Annotated in this window: 14 protein-coding genes; 9 read left to right on the top strand and 5 right to left on the bottom strand. The window is 74.3% G+C overall.

The window, feature by feature from the left end:
* The first annotated feature begins 153 nt into the window (after positions 1-153).
* Together ACZ49B_RS10860 and ACZ49B_RS10865 are read left to right on the top strand one after the other, a co-directional pair.
* Positions 154-606: a hypothetical protein gene (locus ACZ49B_RS10860; RefSeq protein WP_468303184.1), complete on the top strand. Its 453-nt coding sequence runs from the start codon at positions 154-156 to the stop codon at positions 604-606.
* A gap of 62 nt (positions 607-668) precedes the next feature.
* Positions 669-1,508 carry a MerR family transcriptional regulator gene (locus ACZ49B_RS10865; RefSeq protein WP_468303187.1) on the top strand — a complete coding sequence of 280 codons (840 nt, stop codon included), beginning with the start codon at positions 669-671 and terminating at the stop codon, positions 1,506-1,508.
* Between the two features lie 15 nt (positions 1,509-1,523).
* On the opposite strand, the gene ACZ49B_RS10870 is transcribed toward ACZ49B_RS10865, so the two are convergent.
* Positions 1,524-1,856 (bottom strand): hypothetical protein, encoded by a 333-nt coding sequence (locus tag ACZ49B_RS10870; RefSeq protein WP_468303190.1) that lies wholly within the window; start codon positions 1,854-1,856, stop codon positions 1,524-1,526.
* Between the two features lie 95 nt (positions 1,857-1,951).
* On the opposite strand from ACZ49B_RS10870, the gene ACZ49B_RS10875 reads away from it, so the two are divergent.
* Together ACZ49B_RS10875 and ACZ49B_RS10880 are read left to right on the top strand one after the other, a co-directional pair.
* Positions 1,952-2,416 (top strand): hypothetical protein, encoded by a 465-nt coding sequence (locus ACZ49B_RS10875; protein ID WP_468303192.1) that lies wholly within the window; start codon positions 1,952-1,954, stop codon positions 2,414-2,416.
* A 457-nt stretch (positions 2,417-2,873) separates the two neighbouring features.
* Entirely contained in the window at positions 2,874-3,371 is a 498-nt protein-coding gene (locus ACZ49B_RS10880; protein ID WP_468303419.1) for a GNAT family N-acetyltransferase, read from the top strand.
* A gap of 78 nt (positions 3,372-3,449) precedes the next feature.
* On the opposite strand, the gene ACZ49B_RS10885 is transcribed toward ACZ49B_RS10880, so the two are convergent.
* The gene (locus ACZ49B_RS10885) at positions 3,450-4,430 is read right to left on the bottom strand and encodes a helix-turn-helix transcriptional regulator (RefSeq protein WP_468303195.1); all 981 of its coding nucleotides are present in this window, start codon (positions 4,428-4,430) and stop codon (positions 3,450-3,452) included.
* A gap of 109 nt (positions 4,431-4,539) precedes the next feature.
* Between ACZ49B_RS10885 and ACZ49B_RS10890 the strand changes: the two genes are divergently transcribed.
* Entirely contained in the window at positions 4,540-4,956 is a 417-nt protein-coding gene (locus ACZ49B_RS10890) for a DUF3224 domain-containing protein (RefSeq protein ID WP_468303198.1), read from the top strand.
* Between the two features lie 197 nt (positions 4,957-5,153).
* Here the strand turns inward: ACZ49B_RS10890 and ACZ49B_RS10895 are convergent, their stop codons facing one another.
* Positions 5,154-7,886, bottom strand: coding sequence for a DNRLRE domain-containing protein (locus ACZ49B_RS10895; protein WP_468303201.1), 2,733 nt, complete (start codon positions 7,884-7,886; stop codon positions 5,154-5,156).
* A 173-nt stretch (positions 7,887-8,059) separates the two neighbouring features.
* On the opposite strand from ACZ49B_RS10895, the gene ACZ49B_RS10900 reads away from it, so the two are divergent.
* Complete coding sequence (locus ACZ49B_RS10900; RefSeq protein WP_468303204.1) at positions 8,060-8,743, top strand: HAD family hydrolase; 684 nt, start codon at positions 8,060-8,062, stop codon at positions 8,741-8,743.
* Positions 8,744-8,795: 52 nt separating this feature from the next.
* Here the strand turns inward: ACZ49B_RS10900 and ACZ49B_RS10905 are convergent, their stop codons facing one another.
* The gene (locus tag ACZ49B_RS10905) at positions 8,796-10,706 is read right to left on the bottom strand and encodes a glycoside hydrolase family 5 protein (RefSeq protein ID WP_468303207.1); all 1,911 of its coding nucleotides are present in this window, start codon (positions 10,704-10,706) and stop codon (positions 8,796-8,798) included.
* 274 nt (positions 10,707-10,980) lie between these two features.
* Here ACZ49B_RS10905 and ACZ49B_RS10910 point away from each other — a divergent pair, with 274 nt between their 5' ends.
* The 3 genes from ACZ49B_RS10910 (at position 10,981) to ACZ49B_RS10920 (ending at position 12,664) form a co-directional block, all read left to right on the top strand.
* Positions 10,981-11,283, top strand: coding sequence for a hypothetical protein (locus ACZ49B_RS10910; protein WP_468303210.1), 303 nt, complete (start codon positions 10,981-10,983; stop codon positions 11,281-11,283).
* Positions 11,284-11,521: 238 nt separating this feature from the next.
* Positions 11,522-11,983 carry a cyclic nucleotide-binding domain-containing protein gene (locus ACZ49B_RS10915; protein ID WP_468303213.1) on the top strand — a complete coding sequence of 154 codons (462 nt, stop codon included), beginning with the start codon at positions 11,522-11,524 and terminating at the stop codon, positions 11,981-11,983.
* A gap of 237 nt (positions 11,984-12,220) precedes the next feature.
* Positions 12,221-12,664: an SSI family serine proteinase inhibitor gene (locus tag ACZ49B_RS10920; protein WP_468303216.1), complete on the top strand. Its 444-nt coding sequence runs from the start codon at positions 12,221-12,223 to the stop codon at positions 12,662-12,664.
* A 113-nt stretch (positions 12,665-12,777) separates the two neighbouring features.
* On the opposite strand, the gene ACZ49B_RS10925 is transcribed toward ACZ49B_RS10920, so the two are convergent.
* The gene (locus ACZ49B_RS10925; protein WP_468303219.1) at positions 12,778-13,638 is read right to left on the bottom strand and encodes a GNAT family N-acetyltransferase; all 861 of its coding nucleotides are present in this window, start codon (positions 13,636-13,638) and stop codon (positions 12,778-12,780) included.
* Between the last annotated feature and the right edge of the window lie 24 nt (positions 13,639-13,662).

The following is a 13,662-nucleotide window of genomic DNA, read 5'->3' on the forward strand; positions in this document are numbered from 1 at the left end:
CCGGCGGTCGCACTGTCGTTCCCGTCCTCCGGCAGACTACGGAAATTCCTGGTCGGGGCAATCGTTTCGGCAGCCGGGCGGGCTTCCGGGCCTCGTCACCCGGACGCGTGAGCGCGGGGGCCGGCCGGCCGTGCGGTACGGCATGGTGGTCGGATGCAGTTACGCCGGGCCCTGCCCCTGTCCCTCGTCGCGCTGCTCGCGAGCAGCGGCTGCGTCTCCATCGCTTCGGACGCGGATCCGGCCCCGGCGCCCGGCACCTCTGCGCCGCTGGACGCGCGGGATCCGGCCGATGCGTCGCCCCCGACCGCTGGTCCCGGCCTGCCGCCGCCCGTCCCGGACTCCCGGCCCCTGCCGCTGGGGCGGCTCCCTGGGTCGGACCAGGAGCCGGACCCGGAGCGTCCGCCGGCCAGGCCCGCCCGGCCGCCCGCCGCGCGCAGCGCGAAGCCGCCGGCTGCGCCGCGCCGGGCGCACCCGCCCCAGCCCGCACCGCCGCACGGCCCGCGGCAGGGGGCCGCGCTGCCCCGGCCGGACGAGCTGTGCGCGGCCGCCGAGGGCGCCGTACCCCCGTCGATCGTGGACCTGTGCATCCGGCAGTATGGCCGCTGACCAGCAGTTGTCGCTCAGGACTTGACCCTCCCCCCGTGTCAGGGCCTGCACTGGAAGGCGTCATGTTCACCATCGGAGACTTCGCCAAACACGGCCGGGTATCGGTCCGCATGCTGCGTCACTACGACGCCATCGGGCTGCTGCGCCCGGCGCGTGTCGACCCCGCCAGCAGCTACCGCTACTACGAGGCCGAGCAGCTCGCCCGCCTCAACCGTGTCATCGCGCTCAAGGAGCTCGGCTTCAGCCTGGACCAGGTGGGGGCGATCCTCGACGAACGGGTGGGCGCGGAGGAGCTGCGCGGCATGCTGCGGCTGCGCCGGGCGGAACTGGAGTCGGCCATGGCCGCAGCGGCGGCCCGGCTGACGCAGGTCGAGGCGAGGCTCCGGACCATCGAGAGCGAGGGATCCATGTCCAGCGTCGACATCGTCGTGAAAAGCCTCCCGCCCGTCCGGCTCGTCGAACTGACCGGGGTCGCGGGGAGCTACCAGCCGGAGGACATCGGGCCGGTCATCGGCCCGCTGTACGAGGAGCTCTGCCGCCGGATCGAGGCCGCCGGGGTGGTCCCGACCGGCCCGGGGACCGCGTACTACGAGGACGCGCCGGGGACGGAAGCCGGGGCCGTCCTCGTCCACGCCGGACTGCCGGTGGGGGCCGCGGTCCGCGCCGAGGACCTCGGGGGCGCGGTCCGCGTGGTCGAACTGCCGGGAGTCGAGCGGGCCGCGACCGTGGTGCACCGCGGCTCGATGGACCGCGTCCTGCCCACCGCCCAGGCCCTTGCCCGGTGGATCGACGCCAACGGCCACCGCTCGGCGGGGTACGCGCGTGAGCTGACCCTCGCCTGCCCGGAGGACCGGGACCAGTGGGTCACGGAACTCCAGGAGCCGCTCGCCCCCGTCGTCTAGCCGACCGGCGGAGCGTCAGGCGACGCGGTCCCGGGAGACGGCGGCGGGGCGGCGGCGGGTGCGGAGCGCGGCGCAGTGGCGCGCCGTGTCCCGGCGGGCGGTGCGCAGTCGGCGCATCGTGGCGTGGCCGCGCCGACGCCACTCGGCCCGGGGCAGGCCCGCCCGCTGGCCGCCGTTGGTGATGAGGGCGTTGACGGGGGTGTGCGGGTCGGCGGCCATGCCCTTGGCCACCAGGACGCCGACCACGAGCGGGACCAGGGCCACGGCCAGGGCGGAACCGGCGGTGGTCACGTGCTGCATGCGGCGCGGGCGGGGCGCGGTGCGGGCGGCGGTGGCGTCGAAGGTCATGCCCCTATTCGATCAGCGGCGGGGCCTCGGGGAATCGGGGCGGATACTCAGGTCGTTGGGTGTGGGGTACTCAGACCGAGGGAGGGCGGTGGGTCATGACGGCATCCGGGCAGGGCTTCGAGCCCGCGACCGGCGACGGACCGGAACGGCCTGCCACGGCAGCGCGGGAGGCCGGCGTCCGTACGGCGTTCGAGGGCCTGCTGCAGATCCGCCGCCTGGTGAACGGCCCGGCGGGGACGGCGGTTCCCGCGCCGTGGGAGCTGCGGCAGATGCCGCGCGCGGTGGCCCTCGTACTGGAGGCGGCGGGCATCACGCCCTCGGCGGTGGACGCGGAGGGCCGGCGGACGCGGACGGGGTACCGGGTCGCGCCCGGCCCGCCGGAGTCCGGGGACGGGCGGGTCGAGGTGACCTGGGTCGGCCCGCCGGGCGGCGGCGCGGCCGCGGCGGAGCAGGAACGCCTGACGGCCTGCGCGGCCGCGCTGGAGCCCCTGGGCTGGGGCTGCCTGCTCTACCGGGGCCCGCGCCGCCGCCGCTTCCTGGAGGTCGAACCCCCGCGCTGACCGGCACGGCGCGTACCGCGCCCGAGAAAAGCGGTGTCCCGTACCCCGTCACGGCAGGCACACTCGCCCGATGGGCATGCTCGACGCGTTGGCGGACCGCATCAGCCGGGGCGAGACCGTGGAGTTCCGGCCGACCGGCGACTCGATGGTGCCGCTGATCCACAGCCGTGGGCGGGTCCGGGTCGCCCCGGTCGACCCGGCGCTCGTCGAACCCGGCGACATCGTCCTGGCCCGGGTCGCCGGGACGGTGTACCTGCACCTGGTCTCGGCCGTGGACGCCGCGCGGCGGCGCGTGCAGATCAGCAACAACCGGGGCCGTGTCAACGGCTGGGCCGGCCACGACCGGGTCTTCGGGATCTGCCTCGCCGTGGACGGCGTAACCCGCCCGGGCGCGGCAACAAAGGTCCGGCGGCCGCCGAACCGTACCGTCCGGGCCGGTCCACTCACCACGAGCCGGCTGGACCTGCTCCCCCTGCGCGTCGAGCACGCCGCGGAGATGGCCCGCGTACTGGGCGATCCCGCACTGCACGAGTTCATCGGCGGTGCCCCGCTCGCGGCCGATGCGCTGCGCGAACGCTACGCCCGGCTGGCGGCCGGGTCTCCCGACCCCGCGGTCGTGTGGTGCAACTGGGTACTGGGGCTGCGCGGGGACGAGCCGCTCGTGGGGACCGTCCAGGCCACCGTCACGCCCGGGCGGGACACGGCCGAACTGGCCTGGGTGATCGGAACCCCCTGGCAGGGCCGCGGCTTCGCGACCGAGGCGGCCCGCGCCGTCACCGCGTGGCTGGTGGACCTTCCCGTCGGGCGCCTGAGCGCCCACATCCACCCGGACCACCACGCCTCGGCGGCGGTCGCCGCGGCCTGCGGCTTGACCCCGACCCCCCACCGCGAGGACGGCGAGATCCGCTGGGAACACTGCCCGGCGCCCGGGCCGTCCCTGCCGGATCGCGCCTGACGCAGTCTCGCCCGATGCGCTCTCCGCTCTCGACGGACACGACGACGTCCGGATCTTTCCGTGCCCGTGCTGGCGCCGTCAGCCGTACCGCTCGGCGAGGGCGGCGACGGTGGCCGCCAGGGCCTGGCGGAGCTCCGGCGGGCCGAGGACCTCGGCCTCGGTGCCGAGCCTGAGCAGGTCGCCGACGGCGACGGCCGGGGATTCGACGTCGAGGTCGACGCGGACCCAGCCGTCCGGGTCTGCGGGGTCGGCCGGGACGGCGCCGGCCAGCGCCCGTACACCGGCGGCGCCGAACTGCATCGGCAGCAGCCGGCGGCCGCGCGGGGACAGCAGCAGCCGGGCGGTCCCCTGCCGGGTCGCCTCCTCCATCCGGCGGGCGGACTCCGCCCAGTACGCGGCGAGTTCGAAGCCCGCCGGACGCTCGAAACCCTCCTCCGTGGTGTCCACGGCGAGGAACCGCGAGACCCGGTAGCTGCGGACGCGCCCGTCGGCGGCCTGCGCCACCAGGTACCAGATGCCGCCCTTGAGGACGAGGCCGAGGGGGTGCAGCGGGCGCCCGGCCCGCTCCTCGCCGCTCCAGCGGCGGTAGTGCGTGAGCAGTACGCGCTGGTCCCAGACCGCCTGGGCGATCTGCGCGAGGTGCGGGACGGGGTCGGCGTCGCGGAACCAGGCCGGGGCGTCCAGGTGGAAGCGGTCCTGGAGCCGGCGGGCCCGTTCGGCGAGTGCGGCGGGCAGCGCGGCCTGGAGCTTGAGCTGGGCGGCGGCCAGATCGGCGCCGAGGCCCAGCTCCTGCGCGGGGCCGGGCGCACCGGCGAGGAAGAGGGAGCCGGCCTGGGCGTCGGTGAGGCCGGTGAGTCGGGTGCGGTATCCGTCCATGAGCCGGTAGCCGCCGGCGGGTCCGCGGTCGGCGTGGACGGGGACGCCGGAGGCGCCGAGGGCTTCGACGTCCCGGTAGACGGTGCGGACCGACACCTCGAGCTCGGCGGCCAGTTCGGGTGCGGTCATCCCGCCGCGGTTCTGCAGCAGGAGGAGCAGGGAGAGGAGCCGGTCGGCGCGCATGGGGACATTGTGTCGGGGATACCTGACAGAGGATGTCAGGTATCCCCGACAGGCTGTTCTCACGCCGGAGGGACCGAGCCCGCCCGGCCGTGAACCAGGAGGTCCGCCCATGTCCGCCCGTACCACCGCTCGTACCACCGGCCGTTTCACGTTCGCCGACTGGGAGGAGCAGTCGATCGGTTCGGCCGACTCCACCCCGCGGCTCGCCCGCTCCACGGTCGTCAACTCCTTCGCGGGCGGCATCGAGGCCGCGGCGACCAACGCCGGCTACACGTTCACGTACATCGAAGAGGGCTGCGGCTCCTACACCGGCATGGAGCTGCTGTCGGGCACCGTCGACGGCCTCAAGGGCACGTTCGTCATGGAGCAGCGCGGCACGTTCGACGCCGCCGGCACCCGGTGCACGTTCGAGGTGGTCCCGGGCTCCGCGACGGGCGAGCTGGCCGGGCTGTCGGGCTCCGGCTCGTTCACGTACCGCAAGGGCGACGCCTCCGTCCCGTACGAGTTCACCTACACGGTGGCCTAGCCGACGCGGGGCAGGGCCCGAACCACAGAGGGGGGGGGGGGGGGGGAAAACCCCCCCCCCCCCCCCCCCGCGAGGTCCCCCCCCCGCCCCCCCCCTGGCCCCGCCCCCCGACCCCCCCCCCCCCCCCCCCCCCCCCCCCCCCCCCCCCCCCCCCCCCCCCCCCCCCCCCTCTGCAGCGGGCGTCCCCGCCGGATCCCCTATGGCGCGCCGAAGGTCAGCGTCAGCTGCGGCGTCCCTTCGTTCGCCGTCGCCTCGGAGGACCACAGCCACAGCGCGTCCGTACCGGGGCTGGTCAGGGCCAGGCTGTAGCTGGTGCCGAGGGCGCCCGCGAGGGCGGCCGTGGACAGCCCGGTGGTGTGCACCGCCGAGCCGTCCGGGACGCCGGCGAAGCTGCCGAGGGCCGGAGTGCCGGTGGCGGGGCGGTTGTTGTAGGTGGTCCCGGCTTCGCTCCAGCTGCCGGTGACCGGGACCACCGAGACGGTGTCCGCCGTACCGGCACCGCTCATCGTGCTGGTCTTCACGCTGAGGGTGGCCGACTTGAGCACGGTGCCCGCGGGAGCGGCGGGCAGGTTGAAGCGGAGGTAGCTCGTGTACAGCGAGGTGCCCCGTACGGCGAGCGAGGAGGAGGTCCCGTAATTGCCGTCCGGGGCGCCCACGTTGGCGTACGTGTCCTCGGCGGCGGTCACCTGGACGACCGAGTCGGCCGGGGCGGTGGCCAGCGCGTAGTGGTTCTGGACCTGCGCCGCGCTCAGGACGCTCGGGTAAACGGCGGTCTCGTCGAGCTGGCCCGCCCAGAACTCGCTGGTCGGGCGGTCGGGCCAGCCGCCGAGGCTGTCGCCGCCGGCGTGCCAGTAGCCGGCGTAGTTCTCGTGCGTGGTGACCGCGAGAGCGCCCTTCTGGGCGCCGTCCACGTAGAGGACCATGCCGCCCGGCCCCTGGGTGGCGACGACGTGGTGCCACTTGTCGTCGTTGTACGCGGCGCCGGTGGTGACGGTGCGGGTGGCGCCGGTGTAGACGCCGAAGACGAGGCGCCCGTCATTGGTCATGTAGACGTGCTTGTCGTACTGGTTGCTGCCGCGCACCTGGTTGTTGCCGAAGCCGAGGAGCTTGCCGCCCCGGGTGGTGTTCGTCCTGAACCAGGTCTCGATGGTGTAGCTGCTGCCGATGTTCTGGCGCAGGTCCCCGTACACCCGGGTGTCCGTGCCGTTGAAGCCGATCGCCGTGCTCGCGCCCGAGACCGCGCCGGGCGTCCGGCGCAGGGCGGGGGAGTTGAGGTGGACGCCGTTCTGGTTGCCGCTGCCCGAGGAGTCGGCGACGTTCGGCAGGGCCGACTCGTCGTAGCGCCAGAACAGCTGGGCGCCGTCCGTGCGGACCTGGTTCGGGTACGCGTCGACCGACGTCGGGACGGTCACGCTCGCGGTCGCCGACAGGGCGCTGGTGTTGCCGGCCGCGTCGGTGGCCGTCACCCGGTACGTGTACGACTGGCCCGCGGTGACGGTGGTGTCGGTCCAGGAGGCCTGCGGGCGTTTGAAGAACAGCGAGTCCGCCGTGACGGTGGCGATCGGCGCGGCCGCGCCGTTGCGGTAGACCCGGTACGTCAGCGCGCTGTCGTCCAGGTCGAGGCTGGTGCGCCAGCGCACCTGCACCTCACCGGGTTTGAAGCTCGCCGCGGTCGCGACGGGGACGGTGGGCGCGCCCGTGTCCCCGGTGGACGCGAACCGGGTCAGGCTCTGCTGCGCGGACCCGTTGACGGTGGTGAACTCGCCGCCGACCCACAGGTACCGGACGCCGCCCTTGGAGCCGACCGCCATCACCCGCGGGCCGATGCCCTCGCCGATGCCGTCGTTGGTGTCGGGGGCCCAGCCCAGTTTGCCGACGCTGGTGGTCGGCTGCGCGAGCAGGTGGTGGCGCTGGCCGTCCGGGTACTCGCCCACGCTCGAGCAGTCGTGCGCGTGCGAGGCGCTGTACAGCACGTTCTGGTACGGGAGCACGGCCTGGGTGGCGCCGAGGCAGGTGTCGCGCCATCGCTGGTTGAAATCGCCCAGGTTGAGCGCGATCCGGCCGTCGAAGACGCCACCACCGGTGCCTTCGTTGGCGGTGTAGAAGCCGGTCGCGTCGGTCGCGATGTCCTTGACCACGGAGTTGGTGTCGATGAAGCCGGGGTACGTCTTGGTGAGCGCGCCGCTGGTCGCGTCGACGACGGCCAGCGCGTGCGTGTTCGTACCGTTGACGGTGAAGAAGTCGCCGCCGAGCACGACGTTGTTGCCGTCGGGGGTGACCTCGACGGCGCGGCCCGGCTCGTCGGCGTCGGCCGTGAAGGGCCGCAGCGCGCCGTCGGCCGCGTCGACGGCGGCGAAGCGCTCGCGCGGCTGGCCGGCGACGGTGAGGAAGTCGCCGCCGGCGTAGACGGTGTCGTCCGTGACGGCCAGGGCGCGCACGGTGGCCGCGAAGGCCGGCCGGAAAGAGGGCTTGATGGTGCAGGTCGCCACGTCGACGGCGGCGAGGCTGGAGACCGGGGTGCCGTTGACGGCCCCGAAGTAGCCCCCCGCGTACAGGGTCTTCTTGTCCGGCGAGAGGGTGAGGGCGCGGACGGTGGCGGTGCCCCCGCCGACCGTGAAGGAGAGGGTGCAGGAGGTCGGGGCGCCGGTCGCGGCGTCGAGCGCGGCGAAGTTCACCGCCGGCTGCTCGCTGCCGCCGGCGCCGTCGGGAGGTCGTACGGCGGAGAACGTGCCGCCGACGAACACCGTGCCGCCCGCCTCGGCGAGGGCCCAGACGACGCCGTTGGGCTGCCAGGTGGACAGCGCGTCGGCGGTGAAGGCCACGGGCGGGGTGATGGCCGCCGCCTGCGGGACGAGGCCGAGGCCGATCCCTGCGGCGGTGCCGGCCAGGGACAGGGCGAGAGCGCCCGCCAGCCCTCTGGTTCTACGCATGAGCCCCCCAGTTCGGTTCACTGTGCGGTGGTGGCCGAAAACAGCCGTACAGCCGTTCGCGACCGTGCGTACGGGCGCACCCTAGGCCCCTTTGGGCACCCGTTCAGCACACTTGACGCATCGGATGCCAAATTCCCGGATCCGGGGTCTGACGGCCCGCCTATCCTTCCTCCATGATCACTTCCACCGAGCCGTTCGAGCTCGTCATATTCGACTGCGACGGGGTCCTCGTCGACACCGAGCGGATCGCGACCCGAGTGAACGTCGCCCTCGGCGCGGAATTCGGCTGGCCGCTCACCGAGGACGAGGCGATCAGCCTGTTCATCGGCCGCTCCAGCGCCTCGAACCGGGAGTTGGTCGCCGACCGTCTGGGCGCGGAGGCCGCCCGGGAGTGGGAGGAGCGCTTCGCGCAGATGCACACGGAAGCGGTGGACGCCGGGCTCACCCCGGTCGACGGCCTGCCCGAGGCGCTCGCCGCGATCACCCTGCCGACCTGCGTGGCCTCCAGCGGAAGCCACGAGAAGATGCGGCACACCCTCGGCCGCACCGGCCTCTACGAGCGCTTCGCCGGCCGCATCCACAGCGCCACCGAGGTCGCCCGCGGCAAGCCCGCCCCGGACGTCTTCCTGTACGCCGCGCAGCGCATGGGCGTCGCCCCCTCGGCCTGCGCGGTGGTCGAGGACAGCCGCCCGGGCGTCGAGGCGGCGCGCGCGGCGGGCATGCGCTCGTTCGGCTACGCGGGCGGCCTGACGCCGGCGTCCCACCTCGCCGGCCCGGGCACGGTCGTCTTCACCGACATGCGCGACCTCCCGGGCCTGCTCGCCGGCGCCGAGGTCGCCGCCGACGCCGCTCGCTGACGCCGGTCGCCGACTGGGGACGCCGACGTCGCCGACCTCGTGGACGGACGGGTCAGGCGGACGGCAGGGGGCGGCACAGGAGCGCCGCCGGGCCCGGGCGGGAGGCCGCACGGGTGGTGAAGGCGATGCCCGCCGCGTACTCGGTGGGCAGGCACTGGCCCTTGTAGTCGCCGTACGCGAACTCGCCTCCGGGGGCGCCCGGCGGACGGTTGTCGCCGCGGTCGAACCAGAGCGTGCGCCCGCCCGCGGGCAGGGCCGTCCGGGACGGCGCGCACAGGGCGGCCGAGACCCGCTCGCCGCGCAGGCTGTACCCGATCAGGAACTGGCCGCCCGGACACTGGAACTTCGTGTATCCGCTCGCCCAGTCACCGCCCGCCGGGACGTACGACTCGTCGCGGACCACGGTGTGCCCGCCCGTCGCGGCCCGCAGGTCGGAGGTGGTGCACAGGCCGCGGCCGCCCGTGTGCCCGAGTCCGGCCAGGCGGGCGCCGTCGGGGCACACCGCCTTGCGGGCCCCGCTGTCCCAGTCGCCGGTGGCCCGCGTGCGCAGCGAGGCGTTGTGGTCGCGGTGGTCCGTGTTCAGCTGGTACCAGGAGGGGGCGGCGGGGACCTGCCCGGTGCGCCCGGGCGTGGCGGCGAGGGCGTTCCACGGCTGCGTACGCCAGTCGGCCGCGTCCAGCACACCGGACCGGCGGCCGGAGGAGTCGTAGCGGAGCATCGCCCACGTGTCGCCGCCGGGGGCGCCCTGGGCCGTCGTGCTCCAGCCGACGAGCGGCCAGTACGCGAAGTCGGCGTCGGCGGCGGTCAGATGGCCGGTGAGGTTCTGGAACCAGGCGCGCGGAAGGGCGCCCGTCTCGTCGGCGCCCGTGCCGAACTCGCTGATCCAGACGGGGGCGGTGAAGTGGGTGCCGGTCTCGGCGGATACGTAGAAGGCCTGGTCGTAGAGGGTCTGTTCGAGCTGGGCCCGGCTCATGTCCTGGTAGCGCAGGTCGTGGGTCTCGCCCATGCCGGTCGCGCCGCTGTGCCGGGGGCCGGTGTACCCGTAGAAGTGGGCGGAGTACACGAGCTTGTCGGACACGACGAGCGTGTGGGACAGGGTGCGTACGGGGGTGAGGGTGGGGCGGCCGTGCGGGAGGCCGTCCAGGGGGATGCCGGTCCAGTTGATGCCCTCGACCACGATGAGTAGGTTCGGGTTGGCCTCGGCGAGGATCCGGTCGCCGGCCTCCTGGGCGGCCGCCTGCCAGTCGTGGCCGTCGCCGAGGCCCCAGTTGGGGTCGTCGAGGAAGTCGCGGCGGACCTCGTTGTAGAGGTCGGCGCCGACCACGCGCGGGTTGTCGCGGTAGCGGCGGGCCAGGAACACCCAGTCGTCGGCCCACTGGGCGGTGGACCGGCCGCTGTTCCAGCGTTCGTTGCCGTCGAGTCCGCAGCACCAGCGGGTGGTGACGGTGTGGTTGTTGAGGATGACGGCGAAGCCGGCCTCGGTGAGCGCCGTGACGACGGCGTCGTAGACCTGCAGCGGGGTACGGCCGCGCAGCGCCGGGTTGGCGGCGACGGCCGCGTCCGGGACGGGGGCGGTGGTGCGGAGCATCTCGTTGGAGAAGGGCAGCCGGATGCTGTTGAGGCCGAGCGCGCGGAAGTCGGCCAGCAGGGTGGGCAGCGGTACCCGGTCGAGTCCGATCGGGATCCCGTGGGAGTCCTGGCCGCTGTGGTGGGTGGCGGGGTCGTTCCGGTCGCCGGAGCCGCCCCAGGAGCCCTGGGCTCCGTCCCAGTTGCCGGAGCGGAGGCGGAACCGGTTGCCGTTCGCGTCGACGATGTAGCGGCCGCGGGTGGACAGCGGCGGGGTCCACGCCTCCCCCGCGGGCGCGGCCGGCGCGGCCGCGGCGGGCACCGGAGCGGCCACCGCCGGCAGGGCTCCCACCAGCAGCAGGAGGGCTGCGAACAGCGGGCGGACGAGGCTCTTCATGTCGCTCCTGCCGGGGTCGGGCCGTCCGGGCCGGTCGGGCAACGGACGGATGCCGCGGCCAAGTTACCGGCCGGTCGCCGAGCAGGGAACCCGAACGGGGGCCGACTTTCCGGCCGACGCCCTATCGACTCCGACGCCGGTCGCAAGGCCGGGGCGGGCGGTGGTGCGAGGCGGCCCCTTCCGTGCGGTCACCCTGGCGAAACCGCCCCGCGCGGCGTCCTCAGCGCCTACCGTGCCCCTGAGGGGGACGGGAACGCACGGGAGGGTGGGGCAGATGGACGATGAAGAGGACCTGCGGCTGGCGAGGATGACGCCGGAGATCTCCCGCCGCACCCTCACCATGCTGCGCGGTCTCGCCGGGCTCGAGCCACCCGAACAGGTTCCCGAGGACGCGATGATCGTCGCCGACGCGATCCTGGCCGAGCACGGCACGGACGGGCTGCGCGTCCTGGTCATGACACTGGCGGCCTGGGCCACGGCGCAGATCGAGAACGTGGCGGAGCTGAGCCAGCGCAGCCACGAGGCGGTCCTCGACGCAATGGAGCTGGCCTGCCTGGAGGCCAACGCCGAGGACTGACCCTGCTCGGGAACCGGCCCGGGAACCGGCGCAGGGACTGCGCGCCGGGCCGGCCGGCCGGTCCGCGCCCCCAGTCCTGCCCCGGTGGGACTTCGGGGGGGCGTCGGCGCCGCCCCGCGTCCGGCGTGTGCAGGACCGCCTGTGGGGCACCCGGACAACCGGGTGATGCGCCGGGGCCCTCATTCGTACGGGTGTCGGCGACACTGGGGGTAGCGGGGGGCCCTGATCGGAGGCCGTCGTGAGCACACCTTCCCCCATCCGAATCGCCGCCGTCCTCTCCGCCGAGCACCGCGGACGGCTGATGTCACAGGCCCGCGAGGTCAACTTCCCCGAAGGCGCGACGATCTTCGAGGAGGGCGGTCGCACCGAGGCCTTCTGGATCGTGCGATCCGGCACGGTGACGCTCCAGATCCCCCTGGCCGGCCGCCGGCCCGCCCCCGTCGAGAACCTCGGCCCCGGCGAACTGGTGGGCTGGTCCTGGCTCTTCCCGCCGTACGTGTGGCAGCTGAGCGCGGAGGCGATGACCCCCGTGCGCTCGTACGAGTTCGACGCGACCGCCGTACGGATGCTGATGGACGCCGACCCCGCCTTCGGCTCCGCCATCGGCCACTGGGTCGGACGCGTGCTCGCGCTCCGGCTCCAGCAGACCCGCACCCGGCTCATCGACCTCTACGCCCCGCGCATCGCGACGGGCCGCTAGGACGCCGAAACCGCCCCCCGGGGGCCGGTCCCGACCCGCCCCCGGAATGTTTCAGCGCGTGTGTTCGGCCGATTCGGCGGCCCGCTCCCCCACAGGTCAGCGCCTCCCCCGTGGCTGCGGTCTGCATACATTCGCTTACGATCGGTGACGAGAAATGGCCATACGAACGGGCGTTCACGGTCCGTGTCGGCAAGACTCCTGTCCGCTATCCGAAGCAACCACTCAAGGGAGTTCGAAATGCGGTCCATCGCAAAGGGTCTCGGCCTCGGTTCCGCCGCCATGGCGCTCACCGCTCTCACGGCCCTGGCCTGGCCCGGAGCTGCCGACGCCGCCCCGTCCGGTGCGGAGAGCCTGTACGCGCCGTCCGCCCTCGTCCTGAGCATCACGGCCGGGGAGGACACCGCGCACGGCACGGTGCTGCGCGCGGTGACGCTCGTCTGTGCGCCGACGCCGGGCGGGACGCACCCGGCCCCTGCCGCCGCGTGTGCCGAACTGCGGGCGAACTCGCACGAGTTGGACGCGGTCGCGGCACCGGGCGCCGGCGTCGACTGCACCAGGGAGTGGAACCCGATGACGGTCACCGCCGTCGGGGTGTGGCAGGGCCGGCGGCTGAACTACTCGTACACCTTCGGCAACCCCTGCGGCCTGCGGCACACCAGCGGCGCCCTGTTCGGATTCTGACCCGGCACGACGCGACCGGCCGGGCGGCGTCGTGCGACCGCCGTCCGGCATCCCGCTTCGCGCCCGCCCTCATGTCCACCCCACCCCCGGCGCCCCATCGGTCCGTCGGCCCGTCAGCCCAGTTCGAGGCTCGCCACCCCGTACATCCCGGCCACCTCGACCTCCGGGGCCGGGCCGGTGTACATCCGGGCGGCCTCGAAGGAGGGAGCCAGCCCCAGCCCGGACAACAGGGCGGTGGCCGCCGGATTGGCGTCGGGCACGTCCACGGCGACCGCCCCGTCGGGGGTGTGCTCCGCGAGCCGGTACAGCAGCGCGGCCGCGATCGCCGGGGTGGAGGCGTACAGCGGGCCGATCCGGGCGGCCCCGCTGCACGGGCGGATCACGCCGAGACCCTCGATCCGCCCCTCGCGGACGGCGGCGAGGGCGGTACGGCCGGGCAGGCCGGTCCAGGCGGACAGGAAGGCGTCGCGGGACGCGGGGAAGAACCGGCGGTCGTAGGCGGCCAGCTGCCCGAAGGGGAGCGAGGCGGCGTCGACCACCTCGACCCCGACCCCCTCGGCGCCCGGGCCCGAACCGTTCGCTCGGGGGACGCCCTCGTACCGGACGTTGTTCCAGGCCGAACGGAACCCGGACTTGCGGTAGTTGTCCTGCTGGTCGACCACCCCGTCCAGGCCGATGAGCCGCCCGTCGAGCCGCTCCATCCCGGCGTGCCACAGCCGGATCCCGTAACCCTGCCCGCGGACGGCAGGGCGGGCCATGTAGAAGCCGATGAACCCGAAGGCGGACCCGTACCGCACGGCCGAGATGCAGGCCACCGGTTCACCGTCGATCCGGCCGACGAGGAAGCCGGCCGGATCGGCGACCGCGAACGCGAACCGGTCGGAGTCGCCCGGGTTCCACCCTTCCTCGTCGGCCCAGGTACGGATCATTTCCATGTCGGCGGCGCTCGCGCCGGTGATCTCGAATCCCGTCATGTCCGGTGTTGTACCAGACGGCGT

This window comes from Streptomyces sp. NPDC031132 (assembly GCF_055570595.1).